Below are 17,661 nucleotides of genomic sequence, written 5' to 3'. Positions count from 1 at the left end.
TTAGGAGATAAGGGATCAAAAAAATGAAGAAGTCTTATCTCCTTTATATGAGTAAAGGGTCTAGAATGAATCTTGTCCTTTTCATTATTTGTTTAACTCCATTGCAACTTGTTTGCCATTTACGAAAACCTCTGCCACGGCTACCATAACTTCCATCACTTTTTTCATATCTCATCTCTCCTTGTTTTTTGTTTCATTTCTTACTTTTAGTATAAGGAAATATAGCAATCGCAACTATCGAATTGGATGACAAGAGACTTACATTGTTGTAAGGATAATCGTTGTATCTGTAATAAATACGGTTTTAAATTACAATTCTGAAGTTTCTGTCGTTTTGAACTATAATTAGAAAGAGGGGTGATAATATGAAAAGAATTCTTGTTATTAGTGATATTCATGGAGAAATAGAAAAGTTCGAACAGTTACTGGAAGAAGCTCAATACGATGCAAAACAGGATCAATTAATTTTACTGGGAGATTATGTGGATCGTGGTCCAAATGCGCGTGCAGTAATTGAAAAAGTAAAAGAGTTAAAAGAAGATGGAGCCTTCGTTCTAAAGGGCAATCATGAAGATATGATGATTAAGGCGTTAACGACTGATGAGGAACGTTCATGGAACCATTGGGTAAAAAGGAATGGTGGAGACAAGACGTTATACAGCTATGGATTTGTAGAAGAAGATATTGTGGTTAATGAGGAGAATTTCCAAAAAAAGATTTTACAATCTCGTGTATTAGATGAACATGTAAAGTTTATTCAGGAATTAGATCATTACATTGAAACAGAAAAGTATATATTTGTACATGCTGGTGTTGAGCCATTGAAACGAGTTTCTGAATGTGAACCATATACGTTAATGTGGATTCGTAATGAGTTTCATAGTGGGTATAGTGGTGAAAAGGTTGTTGTATTTGGTCATACGGAAACAAAAACGCTTCACGGTAGTGAGAATTGTGGCGTATATTTTGGGAGCAATCGTATTATAGGAATTGATGGCGGTGCTGTATATGGCGGCCAGCTAAATTGTTTAGAATTGCCGAGCAAAAGGGTATATGTAGTAAAAAATTGAAAGAGATAAGGGAAATCTTATTTCTTTCAATTTTTTATTAAGGTAAATTTAAGGAAGAGTCTTTATAATTAATCTTTAAAATTCTGTATCAAGAAAAAGTGTAGAAAGAACGAATTAAAAATGAAGTTACAAAATATGATTATATTCTTTTGTTAGGAAAAGCAGGAATGTGATTATAAATAGAATCGAATGATATGGTGGAAGGTGAGAATATGCGCTTACTCGTAGTAGAAGATAATGCTTCTTTATTAGAATCTATTGTCCAAATATTACACGACGAATTTGAAGTAGATACAGCATTGAATGGAGAAGATGGATTATTTCTAGCATTACAAAATATATATGACGCTATTTTACTTGATGTGATGATGCCAGAAATGGACGGTTTTGAAGTAATTCAAAAAATACGTGATGAAAAGATTGAAACACCAGTCCTGTTTTTAACAGCGAGAGATTCTTTAGAAGATCGCGTAAAAGGGTTGGATTTTGGTGGAGATGACTATATCGTTAAGCCATTTCAAGCTCCAGAGTTAAAAGCGAGAATTCGTGCTTTATTAAGGCGAAGCGGTAGTTTAACAACAAAGCAGACTATTCGCTATAAAGGGATTGAACTGTTTGGAAAAGATAAAGATGTTCAAGTAGATGGACAAAGTATGAAGTTAACATTAAAACAATATGAGCTTCTAGAGTACCTCGTTCAAAATAGCGGAAAGATTTTAATGCGTGAACAAATTTTTGATCGTGTTTGGGGATTTGATTCAGATACGACAGTGGCAATTGTAGAAGTGTATGTACATCATTTACGTAAAAAATTAGAGCCATTCGGTTATCAGAAAGATATTCAAACCGTTCGAGGTATTGGATATATATTAAAAGAACAATGAAAAAGGGAAGTATGTTTCAGAAGACGCGTATTCGATTGACTATATTGAATTCATTAGTATTTATCATTTTGATAGGCGTATTAGGTAGTATCATTTATTCTTACACATATAAGCGTATTTATAGTGGAGTAAATGAATCGATAGAAAAAGCCGTTCAACATAGAAAGAATGCAGATGATAAAAAACTACCTAAAAAAATTAGGGGATATCCTCCAATTGGGGATCCAAGGATAATGGAGTTAACTTGGATGGGAAACACGGTGGAGATAGATATTGAAAACGGCAAACGTCGTTTTATCTTTGAAGACAATTTGGAAAAGTTTTCTCCAAAGAAATTAGGAACTTTGCAAGATATAGAAGTACAAGGGCAATATTTTAGAATATTTGCATTTCAGAAAGATGCAAAAATAGTTCAAATTGCAAGGGATATAACAGCTGAAAAAGAAATGTTACATACTTTATTTTTAATTCTTGTGATAGGTTGTAGCGTAGGAAGTTTATGTGCAATAGGAATTGGCTTTTTCTTAGCTGGCAGGGCACTTGTACCCATTCAAAATTCATGGGAAAAACAGCAGCAATTCGTTTCTGATGCATCACATGAACTAAGGACACCCCTTGCAGTTATTCAATCAAAAACAGATGTTTTATTCCAGTCACCATCCGCTACGATAGAAGAAAAAGCGATGGATATTTCTACAATTTCAAAAGAATGTAGGCGGTTATCAAAACTCGTTAGTAATTTATTATTGCTAGCACGTTCTGATTCTAATCAAATTGAGATGGATAAGAAAACATTTGAACTCGATAAATTGTTAGAAGAAATAGTAGCTCCATATAAGGAGATTGCTTCTTATCAAGAAAAAGAAATGATATTAAAAGTAGAACGTGGCGTATCTTTTATGGGTGATAGAGAGCGGATTCATCAAATGATGGTCATATTGTTAGATAATGCGATGAAGTATACGAATGAAGGTGGTCATATTCAAATCGATTGTACGCAAATGAACAGTTCAATTCGTATACGAGTGAAAGATGATGGGATAGGAGTGAAAGATGAGGATATCCCAAAACTATTTAATCGTTTTTATCAAGGGGATAAAGCGAGAAGTGCGTCAGAAGGAGCGGGATTAGGCCTTTCAATCGCGAACTGGATTGTAGAAAAGCATTATGGGAAAATATTAGTAGAGAGCAGATGGGGAGAGGGTACTTGTTTTGAAGTGATTCTTCCGAAAAACCAAAGAATATAAGTGAGAAGACGATCTTGTTTTTACAAGGTCGTCTTTTTTTAAGGGAAAGTTAAGAAACTATTTTTAACATGTATTATATACGGAAAGTTCGCCCTATAAAGAAGCGATTATAAAAAGGTATTTGAGTAGATTACATCGATCATAATATAGTATTAAAATTTTATGGGAATGATGGAAAAGAAAGTGTAAGAGGGAGGAATTAATTTTGAAAAAGAAAATGATGATGGTATTCACTATTGGAGTAATGAGTTTAAGTATATTAGGGGGTGCCTCTCCTTCTGAAACATCAAAAGGAAAGACAGATTACAAGCAGCGCAGCAAAGAACAATTAAACAATGGAAAGATACATGCTGTGCATACAGAAGAAAAGGCGGAGAATTTAGGGATTGAAACGGCAGGGAAAGAACAAATTACGCTAGAAAAAGAAATCCATGAGACGGAAGTAGGAAGAGAAGCAGAACAGTTAGGAATTTCGATTGAAGGAAAAGATGTTGGAACTCTTTCAGAAGAAATCTATGAAACAAAAGTGAAGCAAGAAGCGTTAAAACTAGGCATATCAATAGAAAATACATCAATTGTAAATTTGATTACTCAAATTAATACGATTAAAATTAGCAATGAGGCGGATAAATTAGGTATTTCAACAAATGGAAAAGAAATAGAGGAAATTGCGGAAGAAATCTATGGAACGAAAGTAAGAGAGGAAGCAGGGAAGTTAGGGATTTCACAAAAAGGAAAAGAGATAGAAGAGTTAGCACAAGAAGTGTACGAACAAAAAGTGCAAGAAGAGGCAAAAAAATATCATATTGATTTGTATGGGAAAGATATATATCAAGTATTAAGTGAAATTAATGAACAAAAGGTGTTACAAATGGCAGATGAACTTAATATGGATAAAACGAATATGAACACTCAAGAACTAGCAGAAAAAATAAAAAAAGATCAGCCTGAAAAAGGAAAAGAACTAAATTTTGTACCGGTAATTCGCACGGATGCGGACGCGTTTTATTCGTATTTAACGAACTAAGAAGGGTAACTAACTGTTACGATTTATTTAACCAATTATAACGAAAGTTAATTAAATATATCAGTAAGCCCTGCTAGTCAAGTGATTGGCTAGTAGTGAGGGTTAACTGCGGGCAATCCCTAAAGCTGATTGAACTACAACGTGGCTAGAAATGGCGAGCGTGAATGTTGCGAAAGCAGAAAAAATCAATTAGATGGTGCAAGGTTAAATCCTAAACACTAGAACAATGGGTCTTCCGCCTCGAATCATCTAAGTCAAAAGGGATAAGATGAACGTTCAACGACTATCTCGTATAACTGACGAGAGTACACCACAAGCCTATGGTGGTGGAAAAATCCTCTATCTCTAAAGAGATAAACATATAGTCTGCGCTCATGTGAAAACAGGAGAAGTTCATAAGAGAACTGGCTAAGGAATTGCGCCCTTAGTTGAACGAGATACATTTAATTAAATCTATCAAACCTCATTGAACATACCGAACGTACGTGCTATGATAGGTTCAATGAGGTAAGAATAATAATGAAATTTTTACGAGTTAGTCAAGTATCAGAATTAACAGGTTTGCATCCGAGTAGTCTCAGGAGAATGCTGGTGGAACACGCTACGATTCAGAAGAACAAATCTTTCATTAAAGGAGTTACATTCTGATGATATTGGCGAAGAAAGTTAGACTGATTCCAACGCCTGAACAAGAACAAGTGCTGAGAAACCATGCTGGAGCTGCAAGATTCGCTTATAACTATTGTAAAAGAATGAGTGATAGATATTATAAGCTATTTGGAAAATCTGTTTCACAGTTAGCTTTACAGAAACGATTTACAAAGATCAAGAAGCGAAAGAATTATGAGTGGTTAAAAGAAATCAATGCACAAGTGCCCAAACAGGCTTCAAAAGATTTTGATACGGCGAGAAAAAATTCGTTCAAAAAGTACAAAAATGGGTATCACACTTCTTATAAATCCAAAAAAGATTTGATTCAAGGATTTTATGCCAATTATGAAAGACTGATTATAGGAAAGAGAGTAGTTCATATTCAGTCTATTGGAGAAGTGAAAACAAGCCAACAACTACCAAGAAATAAAAAACCATCCAATCCAAGAGTTACCTTTGATGGTCGTCACTGGTGGATTAGTGTAGGATTCCAAGAAGACTTTGAATCACAAGAACTAACGAATGAATCGATTGGTGTGGATGTTGGTTTAAAAGAACTTTTTGTAGCTTCTAATGGTATGAAAGAACGAAATATAAACAAAGATGCCAAGGTTAAAAAACTTTTGAGAAGGAAAAAGTCAGCACAAAGAGATATGTCTAGGAGATTTAAAAAAGGTGTGAAAATTCAATCTGCTGGATATGAAAAAGCAAAAATCGAGCACCTGCGGTTATCTAGGAAAATTATGAATATCCGAAATAACCATATCCATCAAGCAACAGCTAAATTGGTGAAAACCAAACCAATGAGAATTGTTGTGGAAGACTTATCTATCTCAAACCTGTTAAAAAACAAAAAACTATCGAAGGCACTTTCCTTTCAAAAATTAAACTTCTTCTTTCAATGTTTATCATACAAGTGCGAGAAGTACGGCATTGCGTATGTAAAAGCTGATAAATGTTTCGCCTCAAGCAAGATTTGCTCATGTTGCGGAGTAAAATACGACCATTCAGTTCAACCAGAAGGACAGTGGAGTTTAAAAATACGTGAGTGGTGTTGTGCTTCATGCAATAGCCATCACGATAGGGATGTAAATGCTGCGATAAATTTATCAAGATGGGTAAAATAAATGCTTGATAATAGGAGGTAACGATACTGCCTCGTGTGGAGTGTTATACCCCTCGTCCCTTTGGGGCTGCGAGAACACGATGAAGCACTAACTTGTGTAAATTTGATTGAATTGTATAGATTTAGTTAAGTTTATCGTATCGGTGTGAGAGTGATACGGAAATGGAAGTGGTATTTATGTATGGCCTTACTCGGTATAGCAGTATGGAACGTATATACAAATGGAATTACAAAGTATGTGGAGAAGTTAACATTCTTCAATATACAAAGTGGAAAAGAAGCGAAGATTAGTAATAATGGTGAAAAGGTCATCTTATCAAATGTACCTTTCATTCAGCAATTACCAGAGTTAGATAGAGGCTGTGAAGTAACGAGCTTAGCGATGATGCTACAATACGCAGGTATTACAGTGGATAAGATGAAATTAGCAAACGAAATAAAGAAAGTTGATTTTATGAACGATGGTATACGTGGGAACCCGAATGAAGGATTTGTAGGGAATATTTATACCTTTTCTGAATCTGGATATGGTGTATATCATGGACCATTATTTCAATTAGCGAAACAGTATTTACCTAATAAAGCTGTGGACTTAACGGGGAAGAGTATAGAAGAACTTTATAAGAGTGTAAAATCAGGACAACCGGTAGTCATGATTACGAATGCAACATTTGCGCCGTTAGATGAAGATGAATTTACTACATGGGACACAAATAGTGGGGATGTTTCTATTACGTATAATGAACATTGTGTAGTGCTTATTGGATATGATAAGAAATTTGTATATATTCGAGATCCTCTAAGTGATAGTTTAGATGTAAAAGTACCGAGAGAAAGTTTTGAAAAGGCATGGGTACAAATGGGGAGTCAGGCGATTAGTTATGTGAAAAGCTCTAAATGAATTAGTAAGGAATTATAAGAGGAGTTTTGTTGGTTTTTTTGTTAAGAAATAAGAGAACTTTAGCCTATTATATAAGCTAAAGTTCTTTTGTTTTTTATGATTAAATATTTAGAAGTAGTGAATATGTAAAAATGCATAATTGACGAAAATATTATATGTTATCATTATATATTGTTTTATATATGTTACTTGTATAAAATTACACAAGTATCCACATTCCATAAAGGAGGCTTATTATGCAAAAAATATTTAACTGGGTTAAATGTATGAGCATCAAGAAAAAATTAATCATTTCATTTTTTCTTATTTTAACTATACCAGGACTTATTATCGGTGGTGTTTCATATCAAACCGCCAAAACAAATTTTGAACAACAAATCACAGGTAAAGCAAAGGAAAACATTTCGATTTTAAATACTGTTATTTCTCAAAATATAGAAGAGAAATTTGTTGATGCAGCATACTTTGCAGACATCTTAACAGAGGATACATATCCAAACGGACAAGAAGAAATAGTAAGAACGAAGTTAGCGCAATATATAAAACTTCATCCAGAAGTAGAAGGTATTTATATTGGAACGCAGACAGGAAAGTTTATAAGAGAACCATTTATCAAAATGGATGATGGGTATAATCCAACAGATAGATCTTGGTATAAAGAAGCACATGAAAATAAAGGGAAAGTAATTGTTACTGCACCATATCAATCAGCATCTACAAAAAATATGGTAGTGACAATTGCAAAAGAAGTAAAAGATGGTAAAGGTGTTATAGGAATTAACTTAAATCTAGATAACATCTTGAAAATTTCCAAAATGATTAACATTGGTGAAAAAGGTTATGCAGTTATTTTAGATCAAAATAAGCAAATTGTTAGTCATCCATCTAGAAAACCAGGTGCAAAAGTTACTGATCCTTGGATTAAACCAATTTATGAAGAAAAACAAGGAAATGTCTCTTATACAGAACAAGATGATAAAAAGCATTTAATCTTTGCAACAAATGAGAAAACGGGTTGGAAAGTAGTTGGAGTTATGTTTGATGAAGAAATTAACCAGGCTGCGAATCCAGTGTTTTATAAGACTTTTATTGTTATTGCTATCGCTATTGTATTTGGTAGTGTATTAATTTATTTCATTACAAAGTCTATTACAAGACCATTAAGAAAAATAGCTGACTCGGCACATAAAATTAGTAAGGGAGATTTAACAGAGAAAATTACAATCCATTCCAAGGATGACATAGGGAAATTGGGGAATTCCTTTAATGAAATGTCTGCCTCTTTACAAGATGTGATTACTCAAATTAGTTTTTCAGCAGAGCATGTCGCTGCATCGGCTGAGGAGTTAACAGCGAGCGTACAGCAAGCAAATGATGCGACAGATCAAATTACAATTGCAATGGAACAAGTATCAGGTGGGGCTGAATCACAAAGTCAAGGTGTTGAAGAAGGTGCGGCTACATTACAACAAGTAAATACAGCAATTCAAGATGTAACTGGAAGTGCAGAATCAATTTCTGTATCCTCATTGCATGCGAGAGAAAGAGCTGAAGAAGGGGAAGAATTAGTTGAACAAACAGCAAAACAAATGCAGTCTATTTCTAGGTCGGTATCCGAGTCAGATGCCATTATTAAACTTCTTGATGAGAAATCTAAGCAGGTAGGGGCTATTTCTGAAGCAATTCAAAATATCGCTACTCAAACGAATCTTTTAGCTTTAAATGCGGCTATTGAAGCAGCAAGAGCAGGTGAACAGGGCCGAGGATTTGCTATTGTAGCAGATGAAGTTAGAAAATTAGCGGAGCAGTCCGGAGAATCATCTGGAGAGATTGCAAATTTAATTGCAGAAATTAAGGCTGATATTGAACATACTGTTAAGGCGATGGATAATGTGAATGGGGAAGTCCAACAAGGCCTTGATGTTGTAACAAAAACAAAAGTAAGTTTTACGGAAATTTTAAGTTCTACTACACATATTGTTTCTCAAGTGAATCAAATGGTAGAAACAACGAAGAGAATTGCTGGAGATGCAAATGAAGTGACAAATGCTATTGATGAAATTGCAGCTGCTGCAGAAGAAAATACAGCTAGTATGCAAAGTGTTGCAGCTTCAACAGAAGAACAGGTTAATTCCATGGAAGAAATTAGTTCAGCTTCGCAAAATTTAGCTGAGATGGCCGAAGAACTACAAGCGATGACTAGTAAATTTAAAGTATAATAACAGCAGATAAGTAAGGTGAAAATAATATCACCTTACTTATTTTTCTATTCAGCAATTAGGGGAGTCATTAACGGGATGAAAAAAAGAAAAAGACTATGGAATTTATGGAAAACGATTACATTGTTAGTTTGTACAGTTGTAATTTTTTCTTTACTTGTGACAGATATATTAATTAGTCATAATGTAGAACGGACAACGGAGGATAGCCAAGCAGAGAAAGCAAAAACAATTGCACACATTGTGGCGAATGATTCGATTGTAATCGACGGTTTGACTGGGAAAGCAGATATTACTGCAATCCAAACGTATACAAATAGAATATTAAAAAACACAGGTGTTCAATTTATTGTAGTTATGGACATGAATGGAATAAGAAAATCACATCCAAATCCTCAAAAAATAGGTCATCATTTTATTGGGGGAGATGAAGGGCCTGCATTGAAAGGAAAGGAACATGTATCGCTGGCAGAAGGAACTTTAGGTATTTCAATGCGAGTGTTTGTACCTGTATTTTCTGAAACAGGTGAACAGCTTGGAGCGGTAGCCGTTGGTATTTCAGCAGATAATGTAAAAGAGAGAGTTAAGGAAAGCAGACATATCATTTATATTGGTGTCGGAGTTGGAATACTAGTCGGAATTATAGGAGCAATATTGCTAGCTAGACATATAAAGAAAAGTTTATTCGGTCTTGAACCTCACAGGATAGCGAAAATTCTCGAAGAAAGAAATACGATGTTACAATCTGTAAAAGAAGGTATTATTGCTGTAGATAAAGAGGCCAATGTAACTTTAATAAATAATGAGGCAAAACGATTGTTTAAGAAAAGTGGTCTTGAAGAAGATTTTATTGGTAAAGATGTTGAGTTGTATATGCCTAATTCACGTATAAAAGAAGTATTACAAACGGGAGAAGTACAATTAAACGAAGAACAAAATATTTATGGAATTACGATTGTGACGAATCGTGTTCCTTTATATGTAAAAGGAGAAATAGTTGGTGCGATTGCAACATTTCGTGATAAAACAGAGATTAGAAAGTTAGCAGAAGAATTAACTGGTATTAGACTATATGCAGAAGCCTTACGGGCACAATCGCATGAATTTATGAATAAAATGCATGTCGTATTAGGGCTTACACACATGAAGCAGTATGAAGAATTACAGAAGTATATAAGCGGTATGGTATCAGAGCATCAATATGAAATTGGTGGGGTTATGGAAAGAATAAAAAGTCCAGTATTTGCTGGTTTTTTACTCGGGAAACTTAGCTATGCTAGAGAGAAAAATATAAAATTAATTATAAGTGAAGATTCTTACATGCCGGAAATAGATGATGAAAGTATTATTCATGAACTAATTACGATTGTCGGAAATTTAATTGATAATGCATTAGAGGCAGTGACGAATTGTGAAAAGAAGCAAGTTGAACTTGAGATACAATATGGGGATACATTAATCATTACAGTACAAGATACGGGGAAAGGTATACAAGAAGAAGAAATAGGGGCATTATTTACGAAAGGTTATTCCACAAAGGGAGATAACCGTGGTTATGGTTTGTATCTTGTAAAAGAAAGTATACAGCGAATAAATGGGGAAATTCATATGCATTCATTAGTAGGAAAGGGAACAACGATAACAATTGAAATACCTAAAGGTAGGGATGAGAGGCAAATATGATTAAAGTTTTAATTGTAGAAGATGACCCGATGGTAGCAATGTTAAATACGCATTATTTAGAGCAAGTAGGAGGGTTTGAACTTGTTCAAGCAGTTAATTCGGTAAAATCGGCGATAGAAGTATTAGAGGAATCACGAGTAGATTTAGTATTACTTGATATTTTTATGCCTGAAGAGACTGGATTTGAGCTTTTAATGTATATTCGGAACCAAGAAAAAGAAATCGATATTATGATGATTTCAGCTGTACATGATATGGGGAGTATTAAAAAAGCATTACAATATGGCGTAGTAGATTATTTAATTAAGCCATTTACATTTGAACGATTTAAAGAGGCATTAACTATATATCGAGAAAAACTTACTTTCATGAAAGAACAACAAAAAATTAGTCAATCGGAATTAGATTCGTTAATTTTGCAAAAAGAAAAAAGAGAGCCTACTGTCACTAAAGAGCTTCCAAAAGGATTAACGAAGCAAACGATGCAATTAATTTGGCAGAAGATCGAGTCGCTAAATGGACAAGCGTTTACAACAGAGGAAATGGCGCAATTAGTTGGTGTTTCAAGGGTTTCTATACGAAAGTATGTAATGTTTTTAACTGAAATTGGAGTGTTAGAAAACGAAATGGTGTATCAACATGTAGGGAGACCGGTGAGTAAATTAAGATGTATTGACCAAAATAAAATAGAGTTTTACGTATAAGCGACTTATTATAAGTCGCTTATACTTTTTTTAATTACAAAATCAATTACAAAACTTACAAAAACTATTTTTACTATTGAAAGCGTTTTAATATTGTTATTAAGAAAACAAGGGGGTGCCATATGGGAATTCAAAAGGATGTGGAAGCGGTATCATTTTCTGGAGGAAATGAAGTACAAAGAGAATCTTTCGCTTCTAAAATTATGAATGTGAAAATCGGTGTTATACCTTTACCGTTATATGTAGTATTGGCTGCTATTATTTATGGGGCATCTGTATATAATAAATTGCCAGCAGATATGATTGGTGGATTTGCAGTTATTATGATCATGGGTATTTTCTTAGGAGACATTGGGATGAGAATTCCAATTTTAAAAAATATCGGTGGTCCAGCAATACTTTCGTTATTTATTCCATCATTACTTGTATTTTTTAACTGGATGAATCCAGCTTCAATGGAAGCTGCGACTATGTTAATGAAAAAATCGAACTTTTTATATTTATATATTTCTTGTTTAGTAGTCGGAAGTATTTTAGGAATGAATCGTAAAGTATTAGTGCAAGGTTTCGTTCGTATGTTTATACCTTTAGTGGTAGGGACGTTAGCTTCTGTAGCAGTAGGATTATTGGTTGGTTCACTATTTGGATTTGAAATGAAGCAAACATTCTTCTTTATCATCGTACCAATTGTGAGTGGTGGTATCGGGGAAGGGATTTTACCATTGTCGCTAGCTTATAGTGATATTTTAAATGAATCATCAGCAACATTTGTATCACAGCTTATTCCAGCGGCTATTATTGGAAATATGTTTGCTATTGTGAGTGCAGGGTATATGAAGCGTTTAGGTGAGAAGAAACCGGAGCTTAGTGGTAACGGTGTATTAGTAAAAACAGATAATCAAGCCGAGTTATTAAAAGAACAAAATACAGAGAAGCCAATTGACTTCTCATTAATGGGAGCAGGTTTATTAATTGCATGTACATTCTTCATCTTCGGAGGATTTGCTTCTAAGTTCATCGGTATTCCTGGGGCAATCATTATGATCTTCTCAGCAGCACTTGTGAAATACTTTAAATTAATGCCAGCAAAAATGGAGCAAGGAGCATTCCATCTATATAAATTCATTTCGAAGAATTTAACCTGGCCTTTAATGGTTGGACTAGGATTACTATATATTCCGCTAAAAGACGTAGCAGCAGTTCTTTCAGTAGGATATGTTGTCGTGTGCGCATCAGTTGTTCTTACAATGGTAGCATCAGGTTTTCTTGTAGGGAAAGTGATGAAAATGTATCCAGTTGAATCAGCGATTGTAACTGGATGTCATAGTGGTTTAGGTGGAACTGGAGATGTTGCTATTTTATCAGCTTCAAATCGAATGGAATTAATGCCATTCGCGCAAATTTCGACTCGTTTAGGCGGGGCAGCAATGGTTGTAACAGCGACAATTTTATTAAAAATGTTTTCATGATCAAACAAGCTAGCTATATTCATATAGCTAGCTTGTCAAATTAAGGGGAGATTATAAGTATGTTAGAAAATCAAATTAATGAAAGATCATTGTTATTGCATAAAGAATTAGTAGGGAAAATTGAAATTACAAGTAAGGTAGAAGTAAATTCAGCGGATGATTTAAGTCTGACATATACACCAGGTGTAGCGGAGTCTTGCAAAGCAATTGCAGCAGATGAAGAAACAGTGTATGACTATACAGCACGTGGTAATATGGTGGCAGTTATCTCAGATGGAACAGCGGTACTCGGTTTAGGGAATATTGGCCCGAAAGCAGCTATGCCTGTTATGGAAGGGAAGAGTATTTTATTTAAAAAATTTGCGAATGTAGATGCTTTCCCGTTATGTTTAGGTACGACTGATGTGGATGAAATCGTTACCCTTGTAAAAAATTTAGAGCCTACATTTGCAGGGATCAATTTAGAAGATATTGCAGCACCACGTTGTTTTGAAATTGAAAAACGATTAAAAGAAGAAACGAATATTCCTGTATTTCATGATGATCAACATGGAACAGCTATTGTCGTTTTAGCAGCTGTTATTAATGCATTAAAGGTTGTTAGCAAACAAATGGATAATGTAAAAATCGTTATTAACGGTGCGGGTTCGGCAGGAATTGCAATTGGGAAACTATTATTAAAAGCTGGTGCAAAGCACATTACGTTAGTTAGCTTAGAAGGTATTGTTTGTGAAGGTGAAACATGGATGAACGCAGCGCAAATTGAAGTTTCAAAACAGACAAATCGAGAACATGTGCGTGGAACGTTAAAAGAAGCAATTCATCAGGCTGATATTTTTATTGGCGTATCTGCTCCTAACGTATTAACGAAAGAACTTGTACAGACGATGAATGAGAAAGCAATTGTGTTTGCAATGGCGAATCCAATTCCAGAAATCTTCCCTGAGGATGCATTAGCGGCTGGGGCAGCTGTAGTAGGAACTGGGCGCTCGGATTATGCGAATCAAGTAAATAATGTATTGGCGTTTCCCGGAATATTCCGCGGTGCGTTAGATGTGCGCGCGACTGATATTACAGAAGAAATGAAATTAGCGGCAGCATATGGGATCGCTAACATCATTACGGACGAAGAACGTAATGCGAATTATGTAATCCCGAATCCGTTAGATAAAAGAGTTGTTCCAAGTGTTGCGGAAGCTGTAGCGAAAGCAGCCATTGATTCAGGCGTGGCACAAATTACGAAAATACCAAGTTATTAATAGCTAAAAGCAGTGCCTAAAGAGGCACTGCTTTTTTGAGATAAGAAATCAAAATAATGAAGAAGTGTAACATTATTTATTTATGTTTCCTCATTATTTATTTAATTCCATTGCAACTTGTTTACCATTTACTAAAACCTCAGTTACTGCTACGATCACTTCTATCATTTTTTTCATCTCTCATCTCTCCTCGTGTCATTTCTTACTTTAAGTATAAGAGAAGAGAGAGACTTCAACTATCGAAGTATATGACGTGGAAATTACATGGTTGTAAGAAACTAATTTAGTTCTGTCACTTTACTCAGCAGTAATTACAAACTGATCATAATATTTTTCATTCACATATATATTTAATACCCATAATCCAGATGAAGGTAGTGACATAGTGAGAGGAAGTTCGCTTGTAGTAGAATCAATTGTATTTGAAGTAGTCCAAGTTGGTTTGGAAGTTTCTTGTTGAAAGAGTACGGGTGTTGGAGTTACTGATCCTTGCTTTAGTGCAATAATAGATAATTCTCCAGTTGGCATTTCAGGATCTAAAAAGTACCACATCATTTCGCTTTTTTCATTTGCGATAATAGGGCTATCAGCCATTGCGATTTTGTCTTCGATACCTCTTAAAGGTATTTTTTCTTGTATGAAGGAGGGTGTTTCTTCCCAATTTACATCTTTTAAAACGCTAAGGTGAAAGAAGGAAGGTGCATTAACTTGAGTGGATGACGTTGCGATAGCTTCTTTTTTAGGTAATTCTGAATCAGGTTGCAATTGCGAGCATCCAGTGATGAGAAAGAAGAACAGTAGCATAGTTCCGATTTTTTTCATGGTGCCACACTCCTAATTTTGATTGTTAGTGTAATTGTATTTGCCAGAAAGCGGGACAATTCCTTTAAAGTATAAAAAGAGGTCGTAAGTTTTGTACGACCTCTTTTGACATTTTCTATATTTGTTCAGGTGTAAAGGCTGGCTCATTCTCTTTTTGCGGCATCGTTAAGAAAATAACAGAAAGAACGATACATACGCCGCCTAATAATTGATATGCTCCAAAAGATTCATTCAGCCAAGCGATTGAAACGATGGCAGCTACAAGTGGTTCAATACTAGATAAAATGCTTGTTTCTGTTGCTGCTAAATATTTCAGACTACCGATATAAAGAAGAAAAGAAAGAGTTCCACTTATGATGATAAGAATAAGCATTGAAAAAGTTTTTGTTGTAAAAGTTTGCGAAAGCTCATGCCATCCAAACGAGCGATTACAAATAAGCAGGGCAATGCCGCCAATTAACATCCCCCAGCCAATTACTACAGTTGTTCCGCATTCTTTAATAAGGGAAGCTGGATGGAGGGTATAAAATGCAAATCCAATTGCTGTTAATAGACCAAAAATAATGGCTTCTTTCGATAAAACAATATTTTCAATTGAACCGTTTGTAATAATAAAGTATGTCCCTGTTAGCGCAGTTACAATTGCGAGTAGTTGCATAGAAGCAGGGAATTTTCGTTGTTCAAATGCGACATAAATGGTAATAAGAACAGGACCTAGAAATTGAAATAATGTCGCTGTGACCGCATTACTAATATGAACCGTCTCGATAAAGGCGTATTGCGCACCAAGCATGCCGAGAATAGAGAAAATAATAAGTTGTATAGAATGTCTAGGGTGTTTCCAAATTTGAAAAATGTTTTGTTTCTTTATCAGTAAAAAAGATAAAATAAATATTCCCGCAAGCAGCAATCGAATTGTTAAAAAATCAATTGAGGATACATTAGTATGCTGAAATAGCCACTGAATCATTGGGCCAGATAACCCCCATAATGTAGCTCCTGTAATAATCATAATGAGTCCGATACGTCTACCATTGTTCATTATCATGTTTCTCCTCTCCAGTATTTGATTTTTTTTGTGTGACATGATAAAAGGAATTATATATAACTTCTGGTACTGTAAAAAGTATCAGATTTCAGTTTTATTAAGGGGTCAGATATTATGTTAGAATTAACACCTAATTTAAATGTGAATAGTAAAAGAGCATTGTACGTGCAATTGTATGAGTATATAAAAAAAGAGATTAAAGATGGAACGATTCCGGCTTTTACAAAATTACCTGCAAAAAGAAAGCTGGCGAGTTATTTACAAGTGAGTAAGAATACAGTAGAAGCGGCTTATGAGCAATTACTTGCAGAAGGTTATATTGAGTCGGCATCAAGAAAAGGTTATTTTGTATGTAAAGTTGAACAAATGATTGATGTAGAAGGAAGCGAAGCGAAAGTAGAAGAAGTACCGTTTCGAGAGGAGAACTATACATTTGATTTCACCCAAACAGGGGTTGATACGAATACTTTTCCTTTCACTATGTACCGCAAGCTTATAAATGATGTATGGCAGCCGCATAATAATGATTTGCTTTTTCTTGGACACCCTCAAGGAGAATTAAGCTTACGAGAGGAAATTGCGAACTATTTGTATGAATCTAGAGGTGTGCGTTGTTCAGCTAGTCAAATTGTATTAGGAGCGGGAACACAAATATTAGTGAAACTATTGTTTCAATTGTTAAAGGGAAGCAATTATGCAGTTGAAAACCCAGGTTATCATAGGAAAATGGTCGTTTTTGAACAGGGAGAAGAGAAGGTTCAAATGTTGTCTTTAGATAGGGACGGCATTTGTATGGCAGATTTAGAAAATAGCGATGCAAATGTTGTATTTGTAACTCCCTCTCATCAATTCCCATATGGAATGATTATGCCTATTACGAGAAGGACGCAGCTTTTACAATGGGCGAAGAAAGCGAAAGACAGGTATATTATTGAAGATGATTACGATAGTGAATTTCGCTATTCAGGAAGGCCAATTCCGGCACTACAAGGATTAGATACAGAGGGGAAAGTTATTTATATGGGGACGCTATCAAAAGCTTTATTGCCCTCGTTACGGATGAGCTATATAGTATTACCGAAGAATTTAATTATAAAGTATCAAAAAGAATATTTGTTTTATACACAAAGCGTTTCAAGAATGGATCAAGAAGTGATTAGAAAGTTTTTAAATGAAGGCTATTGGGAAAAACATATTCATAAAATGCGTGTCGTCTACCGAAAAAAGAGGGATCGACTTGTCTTTGAAATAGAAAAGTATTTCTCTAATCGTGTTGAAGTGATAGGAGAAGATTCAGGATTGCACATTTTATTACAAGTGCATAATGGAATGCGAGAAGAGGAACTCATTCAAGAAGCTGCAAAATATAGTATTAAAGTATATCCTGTTTCTACGTACTATAAAGACGGTACTGCACCTGAAAATGTCGTTTTACTTGGGTTTGCGATCTTATCAGAAGAAGAAATTGCAAAAGCGATTCAACTATTAAATACAGCGTGGTTTAGAAAAAAAGTAAAAAAACATCCTCATACATGAGAGGATGTTTTTTAT

At 34.7% G+C, this 17,661-nt stretch carries 14 protein-coding genes and 1 pseudogene; 13 read left to right on the top strand and 2 right to left on the bottom strand.

Annotation, left to right across the window (positions count from 1 at the left end; translation table 11 throughout):
• Positions 1–365: 365 nt before the first annotated feature.
• The 12 genes and pseudogenes from ACTFRS_RS24475 to ACTFRS_RS24420 all read left to right on the top strand — a co-directional run bounded on the left by ACTFRS_RS24475 (position 366) and on the right by ACTFRS_RS24420 (position 14,240).
• Positions 366–1,070 carry a metallophosphoesterase family protein gene (locus tag ACTFRS_RS24475; protein WP_000821960.1) on the top strand — a complete coding sequence of 235 codons (705 nt, stop codon included), beginning with the start codon at positions 366–368 and terminating at the stop codon, positions 1,068–1,070.
• A gap of 212 nt (positions 1,071–1,282) precedes the next feature.
• The gene (locus tag ACTFRS_RS24470) at positions 1,283–1,954 is read left to right on the top strand and encodes a response regulator transcription factor (RefSeq protein WP_138322501.1); all 672 of its coding nucleotides are present in this window, start codon (positions 1,283–1,285) and stop codon (positions 1,952–1,954) included.
• The gene (locus ACTFRS_RS24465; RefSeq protein WP_011039988.1) at positions 1,951–3,201 is read left to right on the top strand and encodes a sensor histidine kinase; all 1,251 of its coding nucleotides are present in this window, start codon (positions 1,951–1,953) and stop codon (positions 3,199–3,201) included. Before ACTFRS_RS24470 ends, ACTFRS_RS24465 begins: the two co-directional genes overlap by 4 nt.
• Before the next feature lie 205 nt (positions 3,202–3,406).
• Positions 3,407–4,228 carry a transporter gene (locus ACTFRS_RS24460; RefSeq protein ID WP_431085353.1) on the top strand — a complete coding sequence of 274 codons (822 nt, stop codon included), beginning with the start codon at positions 3,407–3,409 and terminating at the stop codon, positions 4,226–4,228.
• Positions 4,229–4,875: 647 nt separating this feature from the next.
• Positions 4,876–6,006, top strand: a complete 1,131-nt coding sequence (locus ACTFRS_RS24455) for an RNA-guided endonuclease InsQ/TnpB family protein (protein WP_440025219.1) — start codon at positions 4,876–4,878, stop codon at positions 6,004–6,006.
• A 150-nt stretch (positions 6,007–6,156) separates the two neighbouring features.
• A complete protein-coding gene (locus ACTFRS_RS24450) occupies positions 6,157–6,906 on the top strand; it encodes a C39 family peptidase (protein WP_242294208.1) in 750 nt (249 codons plus the stop codon).
• Between the two features lie 236 nt (positions 6,907–7,142).
• Positions 7,143–8,186: pseudogene (locus ACTFRS_RS24445) on the top strand (HAMP domain-containing protein); the annotation flags it as partial.
• Positions 8,178–9,125 (top strand): methyl-accepting chemotaxis protein, encoded by a 948-nt coding sequence (locus ACTFRS_RS24440; RefSeq protein WP_440048719.1) that lies wholly within the window; start codon positions 8,178–8,180, stop codon positions 9,123–9,125. The pseudogene ACTFRS_RS24445 and the gene ACTFRS_RS24440, both read left to right, overlap by 9 nt.
• Positions 9,126–9,203: 78 nt before the next feature.
• Complete coding sequence (locus ACTFRS_RS24435; RefSeq protein ID WP_139869361.1) at positions 9,204–10,808, top strand: sensor histidine kinase; 1,605 nt, start codon at positions 9,204–9,206, stop codon at positions 10,806–10,808.
• A complete protein-coding gene (locus ACTFRS_RS24430) occupies positions 10,805–11,512 on the top strand; it encodes a response regulator (RefSeq protein ID WP_029437405.1) in 708 nt (235 codons plus the stop codon). The genes ACTFRS_RS24435 and ACTFRS_RS24430 overlap by 4 nt, the downstream gene beginning before the upstream one ends.
• A gap of 122 nt (positions 11,513–11,634) precedes the next feature.
• Entirely contained in the window at positions 11,635–12,981 is a 1,347-nt protein-coding gene (locus ACTFRS_RS24425) for a 2-hydroxycarboxylate transporter family protein (protein ID WP_000512693.1), read from the top strand.
• Positions 12,982–13,040: 59 nt separating this feature from the next.
• A complete protein-coding gene (locus ACTFRS_RS24420; RefSeq protein WP_431084937.1) occupies positions 13,041–14,240 on the top strand; it encodes an NAD(P)-dependent malic enzyme in 1,200 nt (399 codons plus the stop codon).
• A gap of 297 nt (positions 14,241–14,537) precedes the next feature.
• On the opposite strand, the gene ACTFRS_RS24415 is transcribed toward ACTFRS_RS24420, so the two are convergent.
• Positions 14,538–15,062: a DUF4871 domain-containing protein gene (locus tag ACTFRS_RS24415; protein ID WP_431084936.1), complete on the bottom strand. Its 525-nt coding sequence runs from the start codon at positions 15,060–15,062 to the stop codon at positions 14,538–14,540.
• 115 nt (positions 15,063–15,177) lie between these two features.
• On the bottom strand, positions 15,178–16,104 hold the full coding sequence (locus ACTFRS_RS24410) for a DMT family transporter (protein ID WP_431084935.1): 927 nt from the start codon (positions 16,102–16,104) through the stop codon (positions 15,178–15,180).
• Between the two features lie 120 nt (positions 16,105–16,224).
• Here ACTFRS_RS24410 and pdxR point away from each other — a divergent pair, with 120 nt between their 5' ends.
• A complete protein-coding gene (gene pdxR, locus ACTFRS_RS24405) occupies positions 16,225–17,646 on the top strand; it encodes a MocR-like pyridoxine biosynthesis transcription factor PdxR (protein WP_139869366.1) in 1,422 nt (473 codons plus the stop codon).
• The last annotated feature ends 15 nt before the right edge of the window (positions 17,647–17,661 follow it).

The organism is Bacillus cereus group sp. MYBK139-1 (assembly GCF_051916915.1).
In the GTDB taxonomy this organism is placed as follows: domain Bacteria; phylum Bacillota; class Bacilli; order Bacillales; family Bacillaceae_G; genus Bacillus_A; species Bacillus_A pacificus.
This window is presented reverse-complemented; position numbering and strand designations above follow the sequence as displayed.

Coding starts and splice junctions, on each gene's coding strand:
- ACTFRS_RS24440 (WP_440048719.1), top strand. CDS start 8,178: ATGTCTGCCTCTTTACAAGATGTGATTACTCAAATTAGTTTTTCAGCA.
- ACTFRS_RS24455 (WP_440025219.1), top strand. CDS start 4,876: ATGATATTGGCGAAGAAAGTTAGACTGATTCCAACGCCTGAACAAGAA.
- ACTFRS_RS24465 (WP_011039988.1), top strand. CDS start 1,951: ATGAAAAAGGGAAGTATGTTTCAGAAGACGCGTATTCGATTGACTATA.
- ACTFRS_RS24425 (WP_000512693.1), top strand. CDS start 11,635: ATGGGAATTCAAAAGGATGTGGAAGCGGTATCATTTTCTGGAGGAAAT.
- ACTFRS_RS24470 (WP_138322501.1), top strand. CDS start 1,283: ATGCGCTTACTCGTAGTAGAAGATAATGCTTCTTTATTAGAATCTATT.
- ACTFRS_RS24415 (WP_431084936.1), bottom strand. CDS start 15,062: ATGAAAAAAATCGGAACTATGCTACTGTTCTTCTTTCTCATCACTGGA.
- ACTFRS_RS24410 (WP_431084935.1), bottom strand. CDS start 16,104: ATGAACAATGGTAGACGTATCGGACTCATTATGATTATTACAGGAGCT.
- ACTFRS_RS24430 (WP_029437405.1), top strand. CDS start 10,805: ATGATTAAAGTTTTAATTGTAGAAGATGACCCGATGGTAGCAATGTTA.
- ACTFRS_RS24435 (WP_139869361.1), top strand. CDS start 9,204: ATGAAAAAAAGAAAAAGACTATGGAATTTATGGAAAACGATTACATTG.
- ACTFRS_RS24420 (WP_431084937.1), top strand. CDS start 13,041: ATGTTAGAAAATCAAATTAATGAAAGATCATTGTTATTGCATAAAGAA.
- ACTFRS_RS24475 (WP_000821960.1), top strand. CDS start 366: ATGAAAAGAATTCTTGTTATTAGTGATATTCATGGAGAAATAGAAAAG.
- pdxR (WP_139869366.1), top strand. CDS start 16,225: ATGTTAGAATTAACACCTAATTTAAATGTGAATAGTAAAAGAGCATTG.